The 23,292-nt window shown below is 51.3% G+C and carries 22 protein-coding genes; 8 read left to right on the top strand and 14 right to left on the bottom strand.

Annotation, left to right across the window (positions count from 1 at the left end):
• The first annotated feature begins 14 nt into the window (after positions 1-14).
• The 4 genes from DCW36_RS04800 (at position 15) to DCW36_RS04785 (ending at position 4,289) form a co-directional block, all read left to right on the top strand.
• Positions 15-1,067: a sensor histidine kinase gene (locus DCW36_RS04800; RefSeq protein WP_240676052.1), complete on the top strand. Its 1,053-nt coding sequence runs from the start codon at positions 15-17 to the stop codon at positions 1,065-1,067.
• A 4-nt stretch (positions 1,068-1,071) separates the two neighbouring features.
• Positions 1,072-1,809 carry a LytR/AlgR family response regulator transcription factor gene (locus DCW36_RS04795; RefSeq protein ID WP_114782301.1) on the top strand — a complete coding sequence of 246 codons (738 nt, stop codon included), beginning with the start codon at positions 1,072-1,074 and terminating at the stop codon, positions 1,807-1,809.
• A 625-nt stretch (positions 1,810-2,434) separates the two neighbouring features.
• A complete protein-coding gene (gene dapA / locus DCW36_RS04790) occupies positions 2,435-3,304 on the top strand; it encodes a 4-hydroxy-tetrahydrodipicolinate synthase (RefSeq protein ID WP_114782300.1) in 870 nt (289 codons plus the stop codon).
• Positions 3,305-3,395: 91 nt separating this feature from the next.
• Positions 3,396-4,289 carry a hypothetical protein gene (locus tag DCW36_RS04785; protein WP_114782299.1) on the top strand — a complete coding sequence of 298 codons (894 nt, stop codon included), beginning with the start codon at positions 3,396-3,398 and terminating at the stop codon, positions 4,287-4,289.
• A 10-nt stretch (positions 4,290-4,299) separates the two neighbouring features.
• On the opposite strand, the gene arsB is transcribed toward DCW36_RS04785, so the two are convergent.
• The 6 genes from arsB to DCW36_RS04755 form a co-directional block, all read right to left on the bottom strand.
• Complete coding sequence (gene arsB / locus DCW36_RS04780; RefSeq protein ID WP_114782298.1) at positions 4,300-5,376, bottom strand: ACR3 family arsenite efflux transporter; 1,077 nt, start codon at positions 5,374-5,376, stop codon at positions 4,300-4,302.
• Positions 5,377-5,402: 26 nt separating this feature from the next.
• Positions 5,403-6,176: a metallophosphoesterase family protein gene (locus tag DCW36_RS04775; RefSeq protein WP_114782297.1), complete on the bottom strand. Its 774-nt coding sequence runs from the start codon at positions 6,174-6,176 to the stop codon at positions 5,403-5,405.
• A gap of 26 nt (positions 6,177-6,202) precedes the next feature.
• Entirely contained in the window at positions 6,203-6,730 is a 528-nt protein-coding gene (locus DCW36_RS04770) for an ArsI/CadI family heavy metal resistance metalloenzyme (RefSeq protein ID WP_114782296.1), read from the bottom strand.
• Positions 6,731-6,762: 32 nt separating this feature from the next.
• Positions 6,763-7,095, bottom strand: a complete 333-nt coding sequence (locus tag DCW36_RS04765; RefSeq protein WP_114782295.1) for an ArsR/SmtB family transcription factor — start codon at positions 7,093-7,095, stop codon at positions 6,763-6,765.
• Between the two features lie 237 nt (positions 7,096-7,332).
• Positions 7,333-7,905, bottom strand: a complete 573-nt coding sequence (locus DCW36_RS04760; RefSeq protein WP_114782294.1) for a hypothetical protein — start codon at positions 7,903-7,905, stop codon at positions 7,333-7,335.
• A gap of 78 nt (positions 7,906-7,983) precedes the next feature.
• Positions 7,984-8,679, bottom strand: coding sequence for a hypothetical protein (locus DCW36_RS04755; RefSeq protein ID WP_114782293.1), 696 nt, complete (start codon positions 8,677-8,679; stop codon positions 7,984-7,986).
• Between the two features lie 187 nt (positions 8,680-8,866).
• On the opposite strand from DCW36_RS04755, the gene DCW36_RS04750 reads away from it, so the two are divergent.
• From DCW36_RS04750 to DCW36_RS22475, 3 genes are all read left to right on the top strand, one after another.
• Positions 8,867-9,529 (top strand): hypothetical protein, encoded by a 663-nt coding sequence (locus DCW36_RS04750; RefSeq protein WP_114782292.1) that lies wholly within the window; start codon positions 8,867-8,869, stop codon positions 9,527-9,529.
• Between the two features lie 32 nt (positions 9,530-9,561).
• Positions 9,562-9,804, top strand: a complete 243-nt coding sequence (locus DCW36_RS04745; protein WP_114782291.1) for a hypothetical protein — start codon at positions 9,562-9,564, stop codon at positions 9,802-9,804.
• Positions 9,805-10,044: 240 nt separating this feature from the next.
• Positions 10,045-10,731 (top strand): EF-hand domain-containing protein, encoded by a 687-nt coding sequence (locus DCW36_RS22475; RefSeq protein WP_164891032.1) that lies wholly within the window; start codon positions 10,045-10,047, stop codon positions 10,729-10,731.
• A 111-nt stretch (positions 10,732-10,842) separates the two neighbouring features.
• Here DCW36_RS22475 and DCW36_RS04740 read toward each other — a convergent pair whose 3' ends face one another.
• From DCW36_RS04740 to tsaD, 8 genes are all read right to left on the bottom strand, one after another.
• On the bottom strand, positions 10,843-11,088 hold the full coding sequence (locus DCW36_RS04740) for a hypothetical protein (RefSeq protein WP_114782290.1): 246 nt from the start codon (positions 11,086-11,088) through the stop codon (positions 10,843-10,845).
• 449 nt (positions 11,089-11,537) lie between these two features.
• Positions 11,538-13,433, bottom strand: coding sequence for a 30S ribosomal protein S1 (gene rpsA, locus DCW36_RS04735; RefSeq protein ID WP_114782289.1), 1,896 nt, complete (start codon positions 13,431-13,433; stop codon positions 11,538-11,540).
• 407 nt (positions 13,434-13,840) lie between these two features.
• Positions 13,841-14,335 (bottom strand): HNH endonuclease, encoded by a 495-nt coding sequence (locus tag DCW36_RS04730; RefSeq protein ID WP_114782368.1) that lies wholly within the window; start codon positions 14,333-14,335, stop codon positions 13,841-13,843.
• 54 nt (positions 14,336-14,389) lie between these two features.
• On the bottom strand, positions 14,390-15,169 hold the full coding sequence (locus DCW36_RS04725) for a C40 family peptidase (protein WP_240676051.1): 780 nt from the start codon (positions 15,167-15,169) through the stop codon (positions 14,390-14,392).
• Positions 15,170-15,259: 90 nt separating this feature from the next.
• Complete coding sequence (locus DCW36_RS04720; protein WP_114782288.1) at positions 15,260-16,336, bottom strand: J domain-containing protein; 1,077 nt, start codon at positions 16,334-16,336, stop codon at positions 15,260-15,262.
• Positions 16,337-16,729: 393 nt separating this feature from the next.
• Complete coding sequence (smpB, locus tag DCW36_RS04715; protein WP_114782287.1) at positions 16,730-17,197, bottom strand: SsrA-binding protein SmpB; 468 nt, start codon at positions 17,195-17,197, stop codon at positions 16,730-16,732.
• A complete protein-coding gene (locus tag DCW36_RS04710) occupies positions 17,198-17,596 on the bottom strand; it encodes a thioesterase family protein (RefSeq protein ID WP_114782286.1) in 399 nt (132 codons plus the stop codon).
• A 58-nt stretch (positions 17,597-17,654) separates the two neighbouring features.
• The gene (gene tsaD / locus DCW36_RS04705) at positions 17,655-18,662 is read right to left on the bottom strand and encodes a tRNA (adenosine(37)-N6)-threonylcarbamoyltransferase complex transferase subunit TsaD (protein WP_114782285.1); all 1,008 of its coding nucleotides are present in this window, start codon (positions 18,660-18,662) and stop codon (positions 17,655-17,657) included.
• A gap of 3 nt (positions 18,663-18,665) precedes the next feature.
• On the opposite strand from tsaD, the gene DCW36_RS04700 reads away from it, so the two are divergent.
• On the top strand, positions 18,666-23,231 hold the full coding sequence (locus DCW36_RS04700) for a translocation/assembly module TamB domain-containing protein (protein ID WP_449374878.1): 4,566 nt from the start codon (positions 18,666-18,668) through the stop codon (positions 23,229-23,231).
• The last annotated feature ends 61 nt before the right edge of the window (positions 23,232-23,292 follow it).

The following is a 23,292-nucleotide window of genomic DNA, read 5'->3' as shown; positions in this document are numbered from 1 at the left end:
ACACTTAACCTGTCTTGAGCACCTTGTCGTTTGCACTGCCTGTCATCCCCCTGAAGAAGCGCTACCACATCGCTTTCCATGTGCTGTGCTGGCTGGTGGTGGCTGCGTTTTTCTTTTACTACCTCCACAGCAGCGGCAATCTTACTTTTTTCAGGGGGCTCGATGTGATGATCGGGCTGTTGTTCAACATCATCATCTTTTATGTAAACTGGTATGTGCTGATACCTAAATTCCTGGCCCGCAACCGGATACTGCAGTACATTGGCTACATGCTGGCCACGCTGCTGTTTATCTCCCTCATCCGGCCGCCGCTCGATTACTTCGTGTTCGGCGACTTTAACCCCAACATGCAAAGCGTTTACTCATCGGAGTTGCTGCTGCAGTACCTGTTGGGCGGCCTGATCAATGTATTCATCAGCTCCGCCCTGAAAGTAACCGGCAACTATATCCGGAACGAAAGCCGCAACAAGGAACTGGAGAAACAAAAGCTGACGGCGGAACTGGCTTACCTCAAGTCGCAGGTGAACCCGCACTTCCTGTTTAACACGCTCAACAATATTTACTCGCTGGCTTACAAGCAGTCGCCCGAAACGCCCGATGCCATCATGAAGCTTTCGCTGCTGATGCGCTACATGCTTTACGAAAGCAACGATACGCTGGTAAGCCTGCAGAAAGAGGTGGAGCACATCCATAACTTCATCGACCTGCAGAAGCTGCGCCTGCGGGAACAGGCCAGCATCAAATTCGACATTCAGGGCGACATGACCGGAAAAATAATTGCCCCCATGATGATGATGACGCTGGTGGAAAATGCCTTTAAGCATGGCCTGGTCAGCAAAAACGAGGTCGGAATATCCATCAACCTGGTGGTGAACGACAAGAGCCTGACCTTCAGCACCATCAACAACACCAGTTCGCACAAGAAAAAAGGGTTCGGCGGCATCGGACTGGAAAACCTGAAACAACGCCTGAAGATGCTGTACCCGAACCGCCACGAACTTACCTTTGAAGAAAAAGAAGGTATTTTTTACGCCACGCTTAAACTATACTTCCAACCTAAATCCTGAAACGATGACGATCCGCTGCCTAGCCGTTGACGATGAACCACTTGCCCTCGATATACTGGAAAGCTACACCAAAAAGCTGCCTTTCCTGACACTGGTAAAAACCTGTTCCAGTGCCACCGAAGCCATGCAGGTGCTGCAGGAAGAACAGATAGACCTCATGTTCCTGGATATCGAAATGCCGGAGCTCACGGGTATTCAGCTGCTGAACATCCTGCGGCACCCGCCCCTCATCATTTTCACGACGGCTTACCCCAACTACGCCCTGGAGGGTTTTAACCAGGATGCCGTCGATTACCTGCTCAAGCCCATCCCCTTCGACCGCTTTTTTAAAGCCGTGAACAAGGCACAGGAACGGCTGCAGCATAACCATGTAAAGCAGGTGCCCGAAACCCCTGTACGGGTGCAGCAGGCGGCTCCGGAGCAGGAGTTCATGTTCGTAAAAGCAGACTACAAAACCATCCGGGTCGATTTTAAAGACATCATGTGGGTGGAGGGCCTGAAGGATTATGTGATCATCCAGACAAAAGATCAGAAGATCATCACGCTGCTCTCGATGAACAAAATGATGGAAAAACTGCCCCCATCCAAGTTCCTGCGTGTGCACCGTTCCTTTATCGTGGCGCTCCAGAAAATAGACAGCATCGAAAAAAGCCGCATCCGCATCGGCAACAAGGAAATCCCGATAGGCGAAGTCTACAAAGACCAGTTCCTGAAGTGGGTGGAGGAGAATAATATTCAGTGAGGTTGGGAGTTTGGGAGTTAGAAAGTTTGGGAGTTAGAAAGTTAGAAAGGTAGAAAGTTTAGGAGGTAGAGAGGTTGGAATTTTGTAGGGGTTGAACATCTTCAACCCTGTTACAGAGAGGTAGAAAGGTTGGGTATCATGATCTGTAGAGACGCGGTGCTCGCGTCTCCTGTACGAACCACAGACAAATTCCATCCTGTTATTTCTTAAACCTTCTTAATCGTGATCAAACAAATCTAATCCTGAAAATTCTAAAATTCTGTAAATCCTGGTTCAGACAAATAAAAAATCATAGGAATCATTTTAATCACCGTAAATCAAAGGTTCAGACAAACATAAAATCACAAAAATCATTTCATCATTACCATCAACGGTCAAAATCACAAACATCATTTCATCCTACCATCAACGGTTCAGGCAGGAGCAGCGGCTGTGGTGGCTGGTGCAGAAGGGTTTAGGGCTAAAAAATGGGGGCTGAAAAACTGCTGTACCCCCCACCACAGCCGCTGCTGAGCAGGTAAGGCAAACAACAATTTAACCATTTAGTAATTAGCTGTTTTTTTTAAGGTAAAAAAAGATAATCTTGCAGCTTTGCAGGGCACATGTCCTGATGTAGCGTTTTGATATGATACAAGATATTTTAAGAGGTACCGGTGTTGCCCTGGTAACACCTTTTACAAAGGATTTTGCAGTAGACTACGACGGGCTGCGAAAGCTTCTTGATTTTGTAATAAAAGGGGGAGTTAATTACCTGGTAATCAATGGCACGACTGCCGAATCTGTTACAACGACTTCTGCCGAAAAAGCAGAAATTTTAGACTTTATTAAAAAACATGTACAGGGCCGTGTGCCGCTGGTGTACGGCATCGGTGGGAACCACACCTATCATGTAACCGAAACCATTGCTGCCACCAACCTGGAGGGTATTTCGGCCCTGCTTTCGGTAAGTCCCTACTACAACAGGCCATCGCAACAGGGGATATACCAGCACTACCTGCATGTAGCCGATGCATCGCCGGTTCCGGTGCTGCTCTACAATGTACCCGGTCGCACCGGCAGCAACATCACCGCCGACACCACGCTCCGGCTGTCTGCCCATGATAATATCATTGGCATTAAAGAAGCATCGGGCAACATGGAGCAATGCATGCAGATTGCCAAACGCAAACCTGCCGACTTCCTGCTCATCAGCGGCGACGATATCCTGACCCTGCCCATGATGTCGTTTGGAGCTACGGGAGTGATTTCGGTACTGGCCAACGCTTTCCCTGAAAGGTTCAGCAAAATGATCCAGTTTGGCCTTGACTGCAATTTTGCGGAAGCTTCGCGGCTGCTCTACGATTTTGTGGACATTAACCCGCTGATGTACGAAGAAAGTAACCCGGTTGGGGTAAAAGCGGTGCTGGAGCAGCTGGGGGTTTGTTCTGCAGTTGTCCGCCTGCCACTCGTAGAAGCCTCTGCTTCGTTAAAAGACCGCATTAGTAAGCTATTATAATTATCCTGCGTAAAAGCCAGATGTAGTGCACGTCTGGCTTTTATTTTGATATTTCAGTACCAGACCTGCTCTGTCCGAATTAGCCACGCCTATGCCTAACCTGCGTTTACTTTGCCTGTTCCTGCTACTGCTCTGTTACCTGCCTGGCTGCAATACCGCGCCCGATACCCCGGAGCAACCCGTTACCGATCATGAGCTACTCACCGAAACCATGGATTCTGCTGCAGAAGAAAAGGAGGCAGCAACAGAAAACATTATCCCGGACTCGGTTGCTTTGCAAAGCTATGCGGTAGATACGACAGGGCTTACGCCTGAACCGGCTGCAAAAATAAAGATTCTGCTGGAGGGCGTGTTTCATAAAGAGGAGATTTGGCAGGGGGCGGAAAAGAAACAGTGGCTGGGGCTGTTCGACATGCAAGGCAGCTACGAACTTCGCCCGACCACCCTGGATGTAAAACCTGCTTTTGACCCCGTCGCTGATGCCCGGACAGCGGCTGCCACAGGCCAAAAAGTAATCTCGGGCAGAGAAGTAACGGGACACGAGCCAAACGTCATGTTGTTTATTACCGGCTTACCTGGCTACAAAGCCGCCACCATAGACACGGCTGCATTTGCGAAAAACATCATCCGGCCCGGCGAAGAAATTGTGCTCTCGTTTAAAAACAGGCAGTACCATATACAGGCCTTTGGCGACAGCATGCAGGTTGATAGCAGCGCCTATGCCTACAGCAACTATGGCTGGAAAGTTTCAGGTACCAGGAAGGGCAAAAGGCTGGAACAGGTACTGGCGCAGGACGAGCAACTGGCGGGTTCCGTCTACGTCCTGCACTGGGCCGGCGACATAGACCGCGATGGCATACCCGATCTTATCGCAGAGTTATCTGCTCAACCAAACCGCTCCCGCACAGCCCTTTTCCTTTCTTCCGAAGCCGACAGAGGCAAGCTCTACAAAAAAGTAGCTGCGTTTGAGTCTTCGGCGCGTTAACCAGGCGTTCTTAACCTACTACTTTCTCTTCGGAAGGATAAAACCTGCGCCGCAGCCAGAAGGCCACGTTTACCAGCAGGATCAGTGCCGGCACTTCCACGAGCGGCCCCACCACGCCTGCAAATGCCTGCCCCGACTCCAGCCCGAATACCCCGATCGCCACGGCAATGGCCAGTTCGAAGTTGTTTCCGGCCGCTGTAAAAGAAATAGCGGCGTTCTGCGAATAGTCGGCGCCCATCACTTTGCCTGCTACAAAACTCACCATAAACATCACCGCAAAGTAAATAACGAGCGGCAGCGCGATCAGCAGCACATCGAAAGGTATCTGCACCATCATGTTCCCTTTCAGGCTGAACATCACCACAATGGTAAAGAGCAACGCGACAAGTGTAACTGGGCTGATGGCGGGAAGGAACTTCTGCTGGTACCACTCCTCCCCCTTTGCTTTGCGCAGGAACAAACGCGACAGGAAACCTGCCGCAAAGGGCACGCCCAGGTACAGCAGCACACTTTCGGCAATGTCACCCATACTAATGTCGATTACAGAACTGTCAACGCCAAAGTAAGGCGGCAGCACCGTGATGAACAGCCAGGCAAACACGCTGTAGAACAGCACCTGGAAAATGCTGTTAAAAGCCACCAGACCGGCTGCATATTCCCTGTCGCCCTCTGCCAGTTCGTTCCAGGCAATGACCATGGCAATACAGCGGGCCAGGCCGATCATGATCAGGCCTACCATATACTCCGGGTGGTCGCGCAGGAAGAGGATGGCGAGCAGGAACATCAGCACCGGCCCAATTATCCAGTTCAGCACCAGCGACACCGTAAGCACTTTCAGATCCCGGAAAACTTTGCCGAGCTGCTCGTACTTTACTTTTGCCAGGGGCGGATACATCATCAGGATCAGGCCGATGGCGATGGGCAGGTTGGTGGTTCCCGCCTGGAAAGAGTTGATGAATTTCTCGGTACCCGGCAGCAAATAGCCGATTCCGACTCCGATTGCCATGGCTACAAAAATCCAGAGCGTCAGGTAACTGTCCAGGAACGACAGGCGTTTCCGGTTTACAGTTGGGTTGCAGGGGCGCATGTTTGTTCTGTTGATGCTAAAATGTTCTAATAAGCCAGTCGCAGCATCTCTGCAAACGGATTGGGCAGTTCACTTTCTTCTACTGCCCGGGCTGCCTTTTCTATATCATAGGGCACCCGCACAAATTCAACCTGTATGCTATCCGGACTGGTAACGGTGGCATCATCGTTCAGCGTCAGGAGCACGTAACAGGCACGGGGGTCGCCGTCTTTTGGTTTTCCTACAGAGCCCAGGTTAATGGCATGCCTGTACCTGGTTTGCCCCTCTGCCTCGTAAGGCAGCAGGCGGTGGTAGGGCTTATGGGTGTGCCCGAACAGCATAATGTCTGCTGCAGCTTCTTCCATCAGGCGCAGGAGGCTTTTCTCAGGTCTGTCCTCAAAGAGGTATTCGTTAATTTTGCGCGGACTACCGTGCACCATCAGCAAGTTTAGTTTTTCCTGTTCCGAGCTAAAAGTCAGCCGCATTTGTTTGGGCAGCATGCGCAGGTAAGCCCGGTTTTCGGCGGTGATAAGCTCGTTGGTAAAGGCAATAGACTTATCGCCACGGGCTTTATCTTCATCCGATTTATAGGCACAACCGCAATCGTTGCTGTTCAGGCCAACGCCTTCGTCGTAGTTGCCGGCCAGCGTGGGAATGCGGTGTTGCCGGATGGTTTCCACTACCTCGTTGGGCCAGATGTTATACCCCACCAGGTCGCCCAGGCAAAAGAGCATGTCGGGCTGCTGCTGTTCAATGTCTGCCAGCACTTGCTCCAGTGCCGGCAGGTTAGCGTGTATATCGCTGAAAAAAGCAATCTTCATGTTATCTGTTCCGTGTCAGGTTAAAATCAACAGCAACCGCTGCCGGGTGTGCAGCAGGCGTCTTCCTGGGCTACAAAGCTGATGTCGGTGAGTTGTACTGTTGGTTTTTCTACCGCTTCCGGCATGCAGCAGGCGCCGGCTTCCTGTGTCTGGTAATGCGGATCGTTGAATTCGGCATCGTCGTGGAAGTAGTATACCTCCCACTGCACCCCATCCGGATCGTTTACCCAAAACTTGTCCTGGTAGGCGTAGCAGCAGTTGGTGCCCATTTCTTCCCGGATTTCGAGCCCGTTTTCTTTGGCCTTTTTAAGATAGGCATTCAGCTCTTCCAGCGTCTCTACCTGGAAACCCAGATGGCCGAAATGCTGCTGTACCCGCTCTTTGTTCTCCACAAACGAAATAATGAGCGACGGGCGCTCCAGCACAAACTTGGCGTAGCCCGGCTTTACTTTCTGCGGCTCCTGTCCGAAAAAGGCTGTGTAAAATGAGGCTGTTGCAGTAATATCTGCCACATACAGACTCACATGCATACGAGGAAATAAGGTAGTGTTCATAGTTTTATTTTGTTAATAGTTTAAAGTTATATTTAACAATCACAGTTGCAGGCGAATGATATGCCGGAGAAAAAAGTTTCGAGCAATGCCTTCGCCTTGCCAAACTGCTCGGTATCGATGCAATAGCAGACGGTCAGGCCGTCAATCTCTCCTTTTATCAGACCTGCGGCTTTCAGCTCTTGCAGATGCTGCGACACGGTGGTCCGGCTTAAGGGCAGTTCCTGGGCTATGTCGCCCGAGATGCAGCTTTGCGTTTTGGCCAGGTGCTGCAAAATCGCGACCCGTGCCGGATGCGACAGCACTTTGGCCAGCCGGGCTATCTCCTGCTGCGTTGCATCAAATTCGGTTGCTTTGGTAAATGTCATGCTGTTTTAAAGTATGTCGTAAACATACGTCATAGTTTTGTAAGATGCAATGTTTGTTCCCACTTTTTTTAAAAAGAGGATCAAAAACTGAAACCGAAAGCTAAGGAGAATGTGCAGCAGAGGATATGGTGGCAGTGGGTGCAGAAAAAATTGCCTGAATCAGGAGCAGGATGACAGACGATATTGTGGTTTAATATGTCTTATCCTGTTGCTCCTGATTCAGGCAATAGGCTCCGGTTAACGGAAATCCTCCCGATCCTGGTAACCACGGGCGCTTCGGTCGTAAGACTCGCCGTACCTGTCATTGCTAAAGTCCCGGAACTCGTTGCTGTTGCCGTAGGAGGAATCGTGGCGGTAGCCGTGGTTGCCGCGGCTGTCGAAGTTTCGGTAAGCATCGCCTTCTTCGGGGTTGTCGTAGTTCGGGTTGTAGCCCATGCTGTACCTCAGGTGGCTTCGCTCTTCCCGGTACGGATCACCTTCCAACGGAAAATGCCTGATCTTATCGCCATAGCCTTCTCTGCCGCCGGCTACAACGCCGTAATTCTCTTCGCGCGGAATGGTGTCGTAGTTCGAGATGTCGTACATGGCGTTGTAATAGTCTTCCCGGCTATAGTTGCCGGTTGGCTTCCTGTCATACTCTTCGCTCCGGAAGTGCGGTTCCACGTAGCCCTCTGCATCTCCCCGGATAAATTCATCCCGGTTGCGGTGCCACTGTCCCATTTCATTCTGGTTGCGGTGGTGCTTGCTGTCGTAGTTCCGGCTGTACTGGCCATATCGCCTGGGGTATTGTTTATCGCTTGTATTTCTCATAGTCTTATCGGTTAAGTTAATTTAAAGGCAGGGGCTGCAAGCGCCAGGCTGCAGCCCCTGCCCAGGTGAATGTTTTGCTTAACGTGTTTTTCGTTTATTCGTGTTTCTGCCGAAGCGGCTTCTGTTCTGGTCGTTCCACATATCCAGGTTGCTGTAATAGCTGTCTTCGCCAAAATGGCTTCTGCCTTCGGTATGGTTCCGGCCGGCAAAGCCACCGCTATAGTCGTTGTCATAAGCCCGGTTGCCCATCTCATAACGGCGGTACGATTCGTAATCGCCAATGGAAGAATGGCCCATGTAGGGCTCATTCCTGTCGCCGCGGTGAATTTCATGCCCGAAGCGTTCGTCGGCCATGCCGCTGTAAGGAGCATGGCTCCTGTTGTGGCGCAGGTTATCGTAATCATGGTTGCTGTAATCGGCCCTGGCATCGTAGTGGCGTCCGGAGTTGTAGCCGTCGTGCCGGGTATAACTCATGCCATAGGGATTGTCGCGGCTGATGTTCCGGTTACGGGTAAAATCTTCGCCACTGTAGGGCGCGCCCCCCGGCTGGAAGCGTCCTTGCGGAGACATATAGCCCTGGTCGGCATTCATATTAAAGGAGCGCTGGTCGCCGTAGTTGTTGTCGGCGCCTTCGCCGTAGCCCATGTTAAAATGTGAATCAAGGGTATAGTGGCCCCGGTCAGAATGGCCATGCCTTTGCTCGTGCAGCCACTGCGGCTCCTGGTTTCTGTACGGGTCGTTTTCGTTTCGGAAATCATCTCTGTTACGTCTCATAGCTGATTAATTAAGGTATTAAGTTTATACAAATACCTTTTCTACGTTGTAGGAGCAGTAGTGTTAAGATAGCCGCTGATGAAATGGGCGGTACCGCCGCAAAGTAAACCTCATAAGCGAATGCACGTTAAAAAGAGAATAAACAAGCTTCTCGTGAACAAGAAAGTTAACTAAAAGACATATAACTATGGAAAACAATTGGGACAACAGGAACCGCCGCGACGACTTGGATAACCGGTACCAACGGCGCCTGGATTATGACCGTCAGCGCTACGAAAAACAGCGTTACGAAAATATGCCCCCACAAGATCCGGATACCTACCGCGGCGCCTACCGCTTCGACATCAGCAGCGATCACCGCAACGTATCTACTTACTATGGTTTTGGGGGAGCATCGCATCCGGACGAGCGGCGGCAAGCGCCTGCAGCCGAAAGAAACAGGCGCGACACCGGCGGGCCTTACACCGCAAGCCAGGGCCGGCAGTACAGGAATGAATACCCGGGAGACCGCTATGGCAATGCATACCGGGGAGAATGGGAGGAGCCGGACACTCCGGGCTGGAGAGATTACCTGGACCACCGGGATAACTGGGGCAGCAGCAATTTCTACAACGATTACGGTCCGGACCATTACCCGCACATCGAAGGTGAAAACACAGGCAACATGGCCGGCTCCTTAAGTTATGGCTATGATGGCGACTGGGTTTCAAACCCGGATTATGACAGAAGGTACAACCCTTTAACCGGCGAGGTTCGCCATGAACAGGAAATCAGGCACAGGCGGCACCAGGGCAGAAACCCTTCGTACTACAGAATGCATGACCTGAATGAGGACCGAAGGCGTTATTAAAAATCAGTTTACAAACTAAAAATAGTTAAGCGATGAACAAGGATAAAAAAGATCAGCCAGGTAACGGCAACAAAGGCAAAAATATGAATGAAGGAAACAAAGCTCCTAATATTCACCCCGTAAAAGGCCAGCACGTAAGCGAAGAAAAAGCACGTGCCGGTAAAGTGGGAGGCATTAAGCCCACCCAGACGACGCCACCACCCGGAGGCCGCAAGGGAAGCACCAGTGTGGAAGATGGCGGCCAGGATATGGGCAGCAGTGCCGGAAGCCGTTAACCCGGATATTTTTTGGAATTATAAGAAAGAGAGGCAGGTTTCGGCTTTCCTCTCTTTTGCATTCTAACAGGAGCAGAGACTGTGGTGGCAGGAGCAGCAATAAAAAATGACATCCCCCGATACGCTGCAGCGCAAACCAGCCCCGGCTTTTAATGTTCATTAAATCTTTAAAAAAGTATAAACGTATACTTTTCAATGTCAAACAAAAACTAAAAAACTATGAAAAAAAAGGTATTAAACATGAGAAAGTATTTGACCATTGGTTTGTGCACTTTCCTGGTAACCGGCCTGGTAGCCTGTGGCGATGGTACAGAAAGAGTTGAAGAAACCGACACAATGGACGAAACAGCCATGATGGAAGAAGAAACCGAGATGGAAACTGACTGGGACACCGAGCGTTTTAACCAGTCGTTTACGGAAAGCGGTCGTTTTGGCGGATGGGATGCAAATGATGATAACTTCCTTGACGAAGATGAATACTACGAAAGCTACTACGGTACCTGGGATGTGAATGATGACGATATACTGGAGGAAGAAGAATGGAGTACTGCTACCAGAGACTACGGCATGACAAACCAGAACTGGGCCGACTGGGATACGAATAAAGACAAAAAGCTGGATAAAAAAGAATTCCGCACCGGGGCAGCTAAAAATAACAACTTCAGTACCTGGGATAAAAACAGCGACAAGAAGCTGGATGAGCGGGAATATTCTGAAGGAGTATTCAGCACCTGGGACACCGACCGTGACAATAAAATTACAACGGACGAGTACAACACCAGGTACAACAGGTACTATGGCACCGGAATGGGTACTACCACGGGCACCACTACCGGCACGACCATGGGTACAACTACTGGAACAACTACTGGCACAACCATGGGTACTACTACTGGAACAACTACCGGCACTACAACAGGAAAATAGCACGCTACCATAAACACAGAAAGCCTGCAGACCTGAAAAGCTGCAGGCTTTTTTGTGCTTATCCCCGACCCGTTGACCAATGCCGGGGCGATGCTTTATCAGTAGTTCCTGCTACTGCAGCTCTTCCTGCTCCATCAGTTCCCACATGGCCTCTTCATTGTAACCCATCTGGTAAGCATAAATCAGCATGGTTGTATAAATGCCGATAATCAGGAAACTAAGCGGAATAGAAAACACGAACGAAAGCACCAGTGATTTGACAGGGTCGGGTTTTGTTTTCTTTTTGGTAGAAGCATACCAGAAAAAGAAAAAATTGAAAACTCCGGACAGGGCAACAAAATTCAATATTTCTAACATCGGAACAATTAAGTTTTAACTAGCAGCAGCAACAGGACAACAAACCAGAAACAGGATTGTACAGCATTTTGCACTAAAATTAATTACGAAAACCAGTACGGACAGTCGTTTTTATCGGCTTATCGACTTTGCCTGATTTATTAATTTATTAATCTCCTTAATAGTTCACCCAATTTCGATTTTATAAAAATTTTCATATCGCATCATCAGAAAAACTAAACACGGCTTCCTGTTCCGGTTACTGGGGTAAGGCAGGAGATGGTGCTGAGGTCGCAAAGTAGAAAATATCCCCCCTTTTCCGGGGAGCAGTGGCTCTGGTGACAGGTGCAGCAGAACAAAACAGCAACAAAAAACGCTTACGGTGGCTGCGGCTTATGAAGTTGCAAGCGGTACCGCACAAAAAAAGCCCCGGATTTACCCGGGGCTTTTCCTTATAGAATCGGCTTAACTTAAGCTTTATCTTCTTCTTCAGAAGCTTCGCCTTCAGCACCTTCAGACTCCTGTGCTTTTTTAGCAGCAGCAGCTTCCAGTTTCTTCACACCGGCTTCTTTCTCGTTTTCCATCATCTGCTCTTTCAGGGCAGAGAGGGCATCCAGGTCACCCAGTGTAGACTTCTCAGCTTCTTTCTGCACTTTAGGCGCTTTGGCTTCTTTTTGTGCAGCAGGGGCAGCCGGCTGGGCTTTCTTCGTAGCTTTCGCTATACGGGCATTTTCAGCTTCGCCGTAAGTGGCAGCATGCGAAAGAATGATTTTACGGTCTTCTTTAGAGAATTCCACTACTTTGAAGTCTAAGCTTTCGCCGGCTTCTACCGTAGAACCGTCTTCTTTGGCAAGTCCTTTCGGGAATGCAAAACCTTCGATGCCGTAAGGCAGTTCCAGTACAGCGCCTCTGTCAGATTTCTCCAGTACAGTAGCTTTGTGTACAGAACCTACGTTGAATACAGACTCAAACGTATCCCAAGGGTTTTCTTCCAGTTGCTTATGGCCAAGGGCTAATCTTCTGTTAGGAACATCCAGCTCCAGCACCACTACGTCCAGGTTGTCGCCAACTTTCACGAACTCAGAAGGATGCTTGATTTTTTTGGTCCAGCTCAGGTCAGAAACGTGTACCAGGCCGTCAACGCCTTCTTCCAGTTCCAGGAACAGGCCGAAGTTTGTCAGGTTACGAACGATACCTGTGTGCTTGGTGCCTACAGCGTATTTCGTCAGTACATCCTGCTTCGTCCATGGATCTTCGGTCAGCTGCTTAATGCCCAGCGACATTTTACGCTCATCGCGGTCCAGTGTCAGCACTACTGCTTCTACCTCGTCGCCTTGCTTGATGAAGTCCTGCGGGTTGCGCAGGTGCTGCGACCAGCTCATTTCAGAAACGTGGATCAGACCTTCAACGCCAGGCATGATTTCCAGGAATGCACCGTAATCAGCCACGTTTACAATCTTACCTTTTACTTTAGAACCAACTTCGATGTCGGCAGGCAGGGCATCCCATGGGTGCGGCGTAAGCTGCTTCATACCCAGGGAGATACGCTTCTTGTCGTCGTCGAAGTCAAGCACTACCACGTTCACTTTCTGGTCAAGCTGCAATACTTCTTCCGGGTGGTTGATACGTCCCCATGAAATATCTGTAATGTGCAACAGGCCGTCTACGCCACCAAGGTCGATGAACACACCGAAGTTTGTCATGTTCTTGATAACGCCTTCCAGTACCTGACCTTTTTCGAGGTTGTTCAGGATGGCGGCACGCTGCTGCTCGAGGTCTTTCTCGATAAGTACTTTGTGCGATACAACCACGTTGTCGAAAGCGGCATTGATTTTCACCACTTTCACTTCCATTTTCTTGCCTACAAACACGTCGAAGTCGCGGATTGGCTTCACGTCGATTTGTGAACCTGGCAAGAAGGCTTCTACACCGTGGATGTCGATGATAAGACCACCTTTTGTTCTACGCTTAACAACACCCTCCAGAACTTTGTCGTTCTCAAGCGCATCGTAGATCTTAGCCCAGGCGCTAACGATTTTCGCTTTCTTGCGGGACAAGATAAGCTGACCGTTCGGATCTTCCTGGTCTTCGATAAATACTTCAACCTCGTCGCCTACTTTCAGGTCAGGCAGGTCCCTGAATTCTGAAACCGGCACCAGGCCATCAGATTTGAAACCGATGTTCAGGATCACGTCACGGTCGGTGATACCTACAACAGTTCCGGTAACAACCTCCTGCTCCTGTACGGTAGTCAGGGTGTCGTCATACATTTTTTCCATTTCGGCTTTCTCTGCTTTGCTGTAGCCGCCGCCGAAACCCTGGGATTCAAATTTGTCCCAATCAAAATTATCTGGAGAATTACTCATAGTACTGCTGCTCTGTTGAAGCCACCGGCGTAGAGCAATAGGCCGGTTTGGTTTAGTTTTACATTCACTGCTTTTTACAGCAGCGCCATTCACCCGAATGAAGGCGCAAAGATAAGAAATTTTCCTGGTATTTAATTATTAGTTACAAGGTATTTGTTATCAGGCGGGCGTGATTTTAGAAGTTGTAGGGGTGCCCTTTACGGGTACCCAATCGTTATGGAGGAGGTGGAAAGTTCCATTCTTACATGCAGCATTTTTTTTATATGCAGCAGGCGAAATTTATTTTAGTTAAATGATGGGTGTTCATCAACGATTGGGTACCCGTGAAGGTGCGAAAAATGAATCTTGTTGAAATGCTTGAATACGGGTGATCATCAACGATTGGGTACCCGTAAAGGATACCCCTACTAATGCAGGTACAGTTGCCAGTCTTCGTTATCGGCGTTGAGGTGCTGTTGCAGGAACGAGTGGAGCGAGGGGCGCCGGGGTTTCCGGAGGAGTTTGAGGCCGGCTTCTTCGGGGGTTCGGTCGCCTTTGCGGGTGTTGCAGCGCATGCAGGCTGCCACCAGGTTGTACCAGCTGGTTTCGCCGCCACGGGAGCGGGGCATCACGTGGTCGAGGGTGAGGTTTTTGCCGGTGCCGCAGTACTGGCAGGTGAAGTTGTCGCGGCGCAGCACGTTGTGGCGGCTCATGGAAATGCCGTAGTACGGCACCCGCACGTAGCGCTGCAGCCTGATAACCGAAGGAACAGGATACGCTTTGCTGACAGTGTGCAACAGGGAGCCATTTGCTTTAGACACAAGTTCCGCTTTATCCAGGTACACCAGCACAAAGGCTTTCTGCACAGTGCATACCGCGATAGCACTGTAATCCTGGTTCAGAATAAGTACTTTTTCTCTCATGGCTATAGCTGCTTTTTTTGCCACTCCGACAGCACACCGGCATGGCGAAGCTGGTTATGAAACAATACGCTTTATAATCCGAAGCTGGTGCGAGTACTTTTTGCGGCTGCTGTTATAAATGCCGTTGTGGTCCAACGTATCGATGCGGACCTCGCCATGAGCATGCATGATCTGCTGTTGCCCCAGCAGGAGCCCCACATGCACAATGCGCCCCTCGGCGTTCGAGAAGAAAGCCAGGTCGCCGGCCTGGGTCTGGGTAGCAAAATGCACCTCCTCCCCTACCTCGGCCTGCTGATACGCATCGCGCGGCAATTGTATGCCACACATGCCGAATACCTGCTGCACAAATCCGGAACAGTCGATCCCGAAAACCGACTTGCCGCCCCACTGGTACGGCGCCTTTATGAAAAGGCCTGCCACTTGCACCAGTGCTGCCCCGTCTGCAGTGCCTGTTACGCCGGATGCCTGCCCGTCATACCCGTACAGGTTGCCATCGATATGCAGGTTTGTGCCGTCATAAAAGGGCAGGTAACTGCCTATCCCGACCGGGTAACGGGAATCGGGTGTGGCAATAAACTGCACCAGGTCCAGCGCCCGGGGGTGCCGGGTGTTGCACCAGCGCTCGTAATATTCCGTCGCTACCGGCGTATGCTGCTTTATATCCATCCAGCCCCGGTAGTGGTCCGATGCCAGCTCCACCTGCAGCCAGTTTCCCTGGGCCTGCAACACCTCGTAACACTCGCCAAACAGCAATTGCGTTACCTGTTCAGCCCGGTCAGAGGCTTGGGCGCGCATCGGCACCACGCTGAGCATGCAAATTCCGTACTCCACCATTTTACTATCAATTTAGGAAGATTTTTCAACAAATGTACTATATCTCCCTCTTTTGTTATGTTTTTGATTTACTTTCGGTTACTGAACCAGCTACCGCACAGATTTCAGGAAATAGCGCAGGTTTTCAGGCTCGGCAAAATGTTTCAGGTCGTCGCGCATCCGTTTGATATGCTGCTTTAGCTTTGTCTTCTCGGCCTTAAACCGCTGCTCCCGTAGCTTTGGCGTGCCGCCGAACTGAAAAAGCAGTGTGCCGTCGGGACCGAAGTTGAGTTTCTCCCGCTCAAACTCCAGCTCTTTCAGTTGCTCGTTGAGCAGCTTGAGGTAGTACTTCAGCTGCTGTTCGGGCAGTTCGTGCAGGGCATCGCCTTTTTCCTGCATAAACTCCATCTGCAGGCGGAGCAATTCAAAGAAATCGTTCTGGGTATAGGCGGCGGTTACTTTTTTCATCACCTCCTCTTTCCAGGCCCGCTGCTCCTGGTCCTGTTCCCGGTCCGGGTGAAGCATTTTGGCCAGGTCGGTGTAGATGCGGCGGCTGGCTTTGGCAATGTTGCTCATCTCGGTTTTCAGGGCCTCCTCTTTCGCTTCCTGCGCTTTTGTTTTTTTGCGTTTGGCCTTCTGCTGCTGCCGGGCCTGTTCCTGCGCCTCCATCTGCTGCCGCAGTTGTTCCTGTAGCCCTTCCAGGTCGTCGAAGTTATCCAGGTCAATGTCCAGCCCAAAGAAATCCTGGAACAAATCCTGCGCCTGCTCTTTGGCCTCCTCCTCTGCCTGCTCCACTACCTCGGCGTGGCTGAAGGCAGCGTACTTGTCGTGCAACGGGATCAGTTCCTCACGGCCCTCGTCTTCGATCAGGCTAAAAGACAGATCTTCAATCAGCATTGCCAGCTTCTCCTTCTCCCTTTTCCTGAAAAATGAGCCTTCGTAGGCCTTGTCCAGCAGATTTACGAAGGCGATACGCCCTTCCGTCAGCTCCTTACTCAGCGGCACCAGCTCTTCCTGCACCTTTTTGCGCAGTTCAGCTATCACTGCCTCATTTTCAGCGATAGTGGCTTTCAGTTTATTGATGCGGTTTATTTTAGTGTTAAACTGCTTCTGCAGCTTGCTGAGCGCATCCTTCTCCTTCTTTATCTGCGGGACCAGGCCCTGCTTTTGAGTATCGTTTTTCGTCATGAGGTCTATTTAAGTAAAACGCAGGAGCTGTGGCTATGGTGGCAGGAGCAGCAAAGTAATTTCACTTCATTTTCATCCTAAAAAGGTTTCTGCTCCTGCCACCATAGCCACTGCTGTTGTCTGTACCGGGATTTTTTGTCTGAATCAGGATTTACGGAATTTTAGGATTTTCAGGATTGGGGTTGTCTGAACACGATTAAGAAGATTTAAGGAATAACAGGATTGATTGGATTTGTCCGTGGTTCGTGCAGGAGACGCGGGCACCGCGTCTCTACAGCCATACCCTTAACCTCTCTACCTCTCTGCTACAGGATTGAATATCTTCAACCCCTACCTTTCTACCTTTCTACCTTTCTACCTCCTAAACTCTCTAACTCCCAAACTCCCAAACTCCTAATATCCGCTGCGGTCCATTTCCCGTTTCACGTCGCGGGCTTTGATGTCTTCGCGTTTGTCGAAGAGTTTTTTGCCGCGGGCCAGGGCTACTTCTACTTTGGCAAAACCACGGTCGCTGATGAACACCCGGATCGGGATGATGGTGACGCCCTGCTCCTCTGCTCCACGCTCCAGTTTTCGCAGCTCCTTTTTATTGAGCAGCAGTTTGCGCGTGCGCATGGGCTCGTGGTTGTAGTGGGTGCCTTCGGTGTAGGTAGCAATGTGCATGTTGTGCAGCCACAGTTCGCCGTTTTGGAAAACACAATACCCGTCCTGCATGTTCACCTTGCCTTCGCGAATCGATTTAATCTCGGTGCCTTTCAGCATCACGCCCGCCACGTATTTTTCCAGGAACTGGTACTCGAACGACGCCTTCCGGTTCACGATGTTGACGTGCTTCTTTATCCTGTCTTTTTCTTTCGCCATTTAATAGTTTGCTTGATCTAAAATCTGCAATAGTTCTTCTTTTTTGAAAATTTTCTGCCCCGTCTCGCCCTCCGCCACCAGTCGTTCTACTACATGGGCTTCGAAACGGCAAATAACGGTGTTGTCTTCGTGTTGTTTCAGGGTGGATACCACCACCAGTTCCTCGCCCTCGAAAGCGGGGCTTTTATGGTCGATGTGCAGAAACTGCCCGATTCCTTCTTCGTCTTCGTCAATTAGTTCAAGCAAAAACAGCCTGCCTGCCCACTCCGCCGCCTGCGCCAACGCAAAGGTAGAGCAAACCGGGTGGACCAGGGCATCGCCGAAACGGGCAAAATCTTCCTCCGTCACATGCTTCCGGTAGACTTTCGTATCGCCTGGTTTAAAAATATTTTCTTTCATAGTGCTTCTTTTTCAAATGTCTCTCAGCTTGCATCATACGTGAAAGCCGGAAAAATTATCAGAACTTCAGCCGCGGGTCCGGACTGGCGTACTGGTCTGAGAAATCGCCTGCCAGGTACTGGTAATGTGCCGCCATGGCAATCATGGCGGCGTTGTCGGTGCAGTACTGGAAGGCTGGTATAAAAACGTTCCAGTTGTGCTTTTTGGCATACTCCTGCAGCGTTTTCCGCAGACCGGAGTTAGCAGACACCCCTCCTGCTATCGCCACATCCTTAATTCCCAGGTCCTTGGAGGCCTGTACCAGCTTTTTGAGCAGTGTTTTGATGAGCGTGTGCTGTACGCTGGCGCAAATATCGGCCATATTTTCCTGTACGAAATCGGGGTGCTGCTTCGTTTGATCTTTAAGGAAATAGAGTACGGAAGTTTTAATGCCGCTGAAGGAAAAGTCGTAGCCGGGCATGTTGCTCACCGGGAACTGAAACGCCTTTGGGTTACCTGCTGCAGCTGCTTTGTCGAGCATCGGTCCGCCGGGATAAGGCAGCCCCAGCATTTTGGCTGTTTTGTCGAAGGCTTCGCCCACGGCATCGTCGGTGGTCTGGCCGATAATTTCCATGTCGAGGTGGCTTTTAACGAGCACTAGCTGGGTGTGGCCGCCGCTCACGGTCAGGCAGAGGAACGGAAAGTCAGGCCTTGGCTCGTCGATAAAGTGAGCCAGGATGTGGGCCTGCATGTGGTTTACTTCTATCAGCGGGATATTCAGCCCGAGGGCAAAGGATTTGGCAAAAGAACAGCCTACTAATAAAGCGCCTAACAGGCCGGGACCGCGTGTAAAAGCTACCGCATTTAGCTCAGTTTTTGTTACATTTGCAGCCAACAGCGCCTGCGTTACAACGGGAATAATGTTCTGCTGGTGCGCCCGCGAGGCCAGTTCCGGCACAACACCCCCGTATTGTTCGTGTACCGCCTGTGTGGCAACTATGTTAGACAAAATCTTTGCGCCCCGTATAACAGCAGCAGAGGTTTCGTCGCAGGAAGATTCGATTGCTAAAATCGTAGGTTCAGTCATCTTTTGGAAAAAGAACAGTCAGTAAATTACGTCAAAGTTATAGGAAAAGCTATTCTAAAAATAGCTTTGGGGCTGGTCTTGCTCCTTATTTTGCTCTTCGGAATAGCTTATGTGGCCATTCAGCAGCCTGGCGTACAGACAAAAGTGGCCCAAAAAGCAGCCGATTACCTTTCCAGGACCATCGACCACGAGGTTACGGTTGGCAGCGTCGACATTGAATTCTTCAGCAATGTGATACTGGAGCAGGTGCGCGTGCTGGATTACAAAGATAAGGAGATGTTCTATGTGGGCCGAATTGAAGCGGACATCAGCGCTTTCTCTATTTTTCATCCGAACACGCTCAGCATTGGCACTCTCGTACTGCAGGAGCCACGCGCCAACCTGGTGCAGTACGCCGGCTCCGACACCCTCAACCTGAGTACCTTCATCCGTTCGCTCAGCGAACTGATCGTAAAAGACACGACCAAACCTTCGCAGCCCTTCGATTTCTCGATAGACGCCCTTGTGATCAAGGACGGGCGCTTTACTTACGACAACTTTAACCGTCCGCCAACTGATTTTGGCATGGATTATTTCCACCTGACCATTGATAACCTGTCGGGAAAATTCTCTGAAATCACCATAGAAGATACCTTGCAGGCGCGCGTAACGGACCTACGCGCCCGCGAAGCCCGCTCTGACACACGGCTGCACAACCTCGACGGCCTCATTACCTACGCCTCCACCTTCTGGGAATTCGATGAGCTGGACCTGAAAGTAAACAAAAGCAACCTGCAGCACTACGTCCGCTTCGACTACAGCCGCTTCCACGACTTCACCTCTTTTATAGACAGCGTAACGGTAACCGCCGACCTGGAGAACTCGCTGGTTTATTCCAACGATATCGCTGTTTTTGCGCCGCAGCTCCGCGAGTACGACGAGAACCTGTTTGTCAGCTCAGCCGAACTGAAAGGCAAGGTAAAAAATTTTACAGCCCGTGATGTAGATGTGCGGTACGGTCAGAACACCCACATTGTGGGCAATTTCAGTGCCGACGGCCTGCCCAATGCAAAAGAAACCTTTGCCAACATACGCCTGCGGGAATCTACCATCAACGCCGACGACATCCGGCAATTCCTGCCCGACAATATTTACGAAGTAGCCGAACGGCTCGGAACCGTAACGCTGCAGGGCCGCTTCCTGGGTTTTTACGACGACTTTGTGGCAAACGGAACCTTCAACACCGCACTCGGCAACCTGACATCCGACATCAACCTGAAGCTGGAGGACGAAGCGCGCAAATCATCGTACAAGGGCTACCTCAAAACCAACAGCTTTCACCTGGGCCGCCTGATCGGCAACTCCGATTACGTAAAGACCATCTCCATGGAAGGCCGCGTTTCGGGCTCTGGTTTTTCGCTGCAGACTGCCCGCCTGAACCTGGACGCCACCATCGGGCAGCTCCACGTGCTCGACTACAACTACCGGAATATCAAAGTAGACGGCACCCTGAGCCGCGAATTGTTTTCAGGGAAACTTGCCATCAACGACCCGAACCTGGTGTTCAGCGGCAATGGTGACGTCAGCTTCGGCAAAGGCACGGAAGCCTTTAACCTGGCAGCCGACCTGCAACGGGTAAACCTGCAGGGGCTGGGCCTGTCGCAAAAGCCATTAGTTATCCATGCCGATGCTGATCTCAATTTTAAAGGACTGAAGTTTGATGATTTTGCCGGGACAGCCCTGTTCAACAACGCCACCATTCAATACAACGGCGACACGCTGGTGATGGACTCCGTGCTGGTAGAGTCGCAGATTACCGGAGGCACGCGCAGCCTGAACCTGCTGTCGGACCTGCTGACGCTGAGCGCGAGCGGCGACTTTAAATACTCAGTGCTGTTTAAGGATGTGAGCCAGCTGGTAAAGGAGTACAAGCTGAACTTCGAAAGTATCGATGCCGCCACAGAAGCCTATTACCGGCGAAAACGGATTACAGGCCAGCAGGATTACAGCCTGAAGTATGACATTTACCTGAAGCAGGTGAACCCGCTGCTGCACATGGTCGTACCAAACCTGAGCATTTCAGACTCTTCCGAAGTAGAAGGCTCTTTCCGCCATGGCAATACCGTCATTTTTGATTTGTTTGCACAGATCGACACCATCTGGTATGACAAGATCACGCTGTACCAGAATAACGTCGAGATCAATTCCTCCAAGTACCAGCAAAGTCCCGATGTGCTGGCGAGTGCTCTTTTCACTTCGCAAAAGCAGTTACTTCCTTCTACCGGCGAAACCGAAAACTTTTACGTGGAAGGCATCTGGAACGAACGAACCATCGACTTTTCCACGAGCATCTCCCAGCCCGCCCAGAACCACCGCGCCAGCATTACCGGCGACATCAATTTCCTGGAGAACCAGGTGCAGGTGGTGTTCGACAAATCCAACATTACGCTGCACGAAAACCCTTGGGCGTTTACACCCGGTAATACCGTGCTGATTAGCGAAGGCGGCCAACGCATAGAATTCATCAATTTTGCGCTTACCAATGCACAGCAGGTGTTCACGGCGCAGGGCGTCATTTCAGACGACCCGGAAGGCAGGCTGCTGGTTAATGTCCGGAATTTTGACCTGCGCAACCTCAACCCCCTGCTCACCCAGCAGATCAGCGGCACCCTGCATGCCGAAGTAGTAGTCCAGGATGTTTACAAAGACATGATCTTCAATACCGATATGCGCATCGATTCCCTGTATTTCGATGACGTGCTGATCGGGAATGTCAGGGGCCGCTCGAATTGGCTCAATGCCCAACAGCAGCTGGCCGTGGATGTGGGCATCAACAGGGCTGGGAAAAAAGTGCTTACCGTAACCGGCAATTACCAGCCCAAAGAAGTGGAAGAGCAACTGGATTTACTCGCGGTGATGGTGGATACGCAGCTCAAAATTGTGGAGCCCCTGCTCAAGCCGATCCTTTCGCGCATGGAGGGCACCATGGAAGGCCGCCTGCGGATACTGGGGCGCCTCTCGGCACCCGTACTCACTGGTTCGGTTATGGTCAACAGCGGCCAGTTCCGGTTCGATTACCTGGGGGTTACCTACCGGTTTAACGACAGGGTGTACTTTGGCGCCAACAGCATCAGCTTCCGTAATTCCCGGCTCACCGATCTTTTCGGCAACACCGGCAACCTGACCGGAGGCATCACACACGATGGCTTCAGTAACATGAAACTGGACCTGGAAGCCCGTTTCCGGAACATGATGGTGCTCAATACGACCAGCTCCCAGAACGAACTCTACTACGGCACGGCCTTTGCCACCGGAAGCGCCAGCGTCAGAGGTCCCGTAGACGATCTGCAGATAAACGTGAATGCCCGCAGCAACGAGAACACCCGCATCGTAGTACCCCTAGACAACCAGACGGAACTGGCCCGCAAAGACTTTATTAAATTCGTGAACCGCAATGCAGCAGACACGACCGCCGTTGCCGTGAAAGTAGAGGAACCACGCGTGGACCTTTCGGGCATTGCCATGAATTTTAACCTCGATGTGACCGATGAAGCTTATTTCGAGATTATCATCGACCGCCAGACAGGTGACGTGATCCGGGGTTCCGGGCACGGGCAGATCCGGATGACGATCGATACGCGCGGTGATTTTAACATGTACGGCAACTTCGAGATTTCCAACGGTGCTTATAACCTGAATCTGCTGGAGGGGCTGGTAACGCGGGAGTTCAAGGTTACGCCCGGCGGCACCATCTCCTGGAACGGCGACCCGCTGGCCGGCACCATGCGCATCAATGCCACCTACACCCAGCTCACCTCCTTCTCCGATCTTTCACTTGGAACAGGCGGAAACCAGATCCAGGGCCGCTACCCGGTAACCGCGACCATCGCCCTGACCGGCCCAATCCTGACACCGGAGATCAAGCTCGGTTTGAATTTTGACGAGCTGCCCCAGGATGTGCAGCCGCTGCTGTACCCGATTCTCAGCTCCGTCCGGAACGATGAAAACGAACTGAACCGGCAGGTATTCAGTCTGCTGGTGCTGCAGCGGCTGGCTCCGCCGGGCTCCTTTGCCACCATGGATGCCGGGTCTGCCGCCGTGGGAGGAAGTCTGGGCAGTCTGCTATCCAGCCAGCTGAGCTCCTTCTTTAACAGCATCGACAGTAACCTCCAGATCGATATCGGGCTAGGCGGCGTAAACCAGGAGGCGCTCACCAACCTGCAGGTGCGCCTGAGCTATAACCTGTTCGAGGGCCGGCTACGCGTAACCGGCCAGTCGGGTATTGTAACCGGCACCGGCAACACCACCGCCACCGGCCGCAACAACCGCAACGCCTACCAAGGCGACTGGTCTGTGGAGTATTACATTACCAAAAGCGGCGAGCTACGGGCAAGGCTGGAGTACAACACCAACCCGAGTGTGTTCAACGACAGGGTGAATACGAGCCAGAGCATCAGCTTACTGCACACCAAACGCTTCGATACGCTGCACGAGCTCTTCAGGCGAAACAAGCCTTCGCGCAGCCAGCTGCGGAAACAACAGGAGGAGGAACCCATCATCCTCGACTCCGATCCGCGCCTGAACCTGTAGCTGCCTCAACGATAGCTCCCCGGATGAGCAGCAGAGGCTGTGGTGGCTGGTGCAGCAGCAT

It is taken from the genome of Botryobacter ruber (assembly GCF_003347595.2).
In the GTDB taxonomy this organism is placed as follows: Bacteria; Bacteroidota; Bacteroidia; order Cytophagales; family Hymenobacteraceae; genus Pontibacter; species Pontibacter ruber_A.
This window is presented reverse-complemented; position numbering and strand designations above follow the sequence as displayed.

What these genes read in the sequence shown, in the direction of transcription:
- DCW36_RS04785 (WP_114782299.1), top strand. Translation starts at nt 3,396, where the DNA reads ATGCCTAACCTGCGTTTACTTTGCCTGTTCCTGCTACTGCTCTGTTAC.
- DCW36_RS04795 (WP_114782301.1), top strand. Translation starts at nt 1,072, where the DNA reads ATGACGATCCGCTGCCTAGCCGTTGACGATGAACCACTTGCCCTCGAT.
- DCW36_RS22475 (WP_164891032.1), top strand. Translation starts at nt 10,045, where the DNA reads ATGAGAAAGTATTTGACCATTGGTTTGTGCACTTTCCTGGTAACCGGC.
- DCW36_RS04745 (WP_114782291.1), top strand. Translation starts at nt 9,562, where the DNA reads ATGAACAAGGATAAAAAAGATCAGCCAGGTAACGGCAACAAAGGCAAA.
- arsB (WP_114782298.1), bottom strand. Translation starts at nt 5,376, where the DNA reads ATGCGCCCCTGCAACCCAACTGTAAACCGGAAACGCCTGTCGTTCCTG.
- smpB (WP_114782287.1), bottom strand. Translation starts at nt 17,197, where the DNA reads ATGGCGAAAGAAAAAGACAGGATAAAGAAGCACGTCAACATCGTGAAC.
- DCW36_RS04730 (WP_114782368.1), bottom strand. Translation starts at nt 14,335, where the DNA reads ATGAGAGAAAAAGTACTTATTCTGAACCAGGATTACAGTGCTATCGCG.
- DCW36_RS04775 (WP_114782297.1), bottom strand. Translation starts at nt 6,176, where the DNA reads ATGAAGATTGCTTTTTTCAGCGATATACACGCTAACCTGCCGGCACTG.
- DCW36_RS04740 (WP_114782290.1), bottom strand. Translation starts at nt 11,088, where the DNA reads ATGTTAGAAATATTGAATTTTGTTGCCCTGTCCGGAGTTTTCAATTTT.
- dapA (WP_114782300.1), top strand. Translation starts at nt 2,435, where the DNA reads ATGATACAAGATATTTTAAGAGGTACCGGTGTTGCCCTGGTAACACCT.
- tsaD (WP_114782285.1), bottom strand. Translation starts at nt 18,662, where the DNA reads ATGACTGAACCTACGATTTTAGCAATCGAATCTTCCTGCGACGAAACC.
- DCW36_RS04755 (WP_114782293.1), bottom strand. Translation starts at nt 8,679, where the DNA reads ATGAGACGTAACAGAGATGATTTCCGAAACGAAAACGACCCGTACAGA.
- DCW36_RS04760 (WP_114782294.1), bottom strand. Translation starts at nt 7,905, where the DNA reads ATGAGAAATACAAGCGATAAACAATACCCCAGGCGATATGGCCAGTAC.
- DCW36_RS04710 (WP_114782286.1), bottom strand. Translation starts at nt 17,596, where the DNA reads ATGAAAGAAAATATTTTTAAACCAGGCGATACGAAAGTCTACCGGAAG.
- DCW36_RS04750 (WP_114782292.1), top strand. Translation starts at nt 8,867, where the DNA reads ATGGAAAACAATTGGGACAACAGGAACCGCCGCGACGACTTGGATAAC.
- DCW36_RS04770 (WP_114782296.1), bottom strand. Translation starts at nt 6,730, where the DNA reads ATGAACACTACCTTATTTCCTCGTATGCATGTGAGTCTGTATGTGGCA.
- DCW36_RS04720 (WP_114782288.1), bottom strand. Translation starts at nt 16,336, where the DNA reads ATGACGAAAAACGATACTCAAAAGCAGGGCCTGGTCCCGCAGATAAAG.
- rpsA (WP_114782289.1), bottom strand. Translation starts at nt 13,433, where the DNA reads ATGAGTAATTCTCCAGATAATTTTGATTGGGACAAATTTGAATCCCAG.
- DCW36_RS04725 (WP_240676051.1), bottom strand. Translation starts at nt 15,169, where the DNA reads ATGGTGGAGTACGGAATTTGCATGCTCAGCGTGGTGCCGATGCGCGCC.
- DCW36_RS04765 (WP_114782295.1), bottom strand. Translation starts at nt 7,095, where the DNA reads ATGACATTTACCAAAGCAACCGAATTTGATGCAACGCAGCAGGAGATA.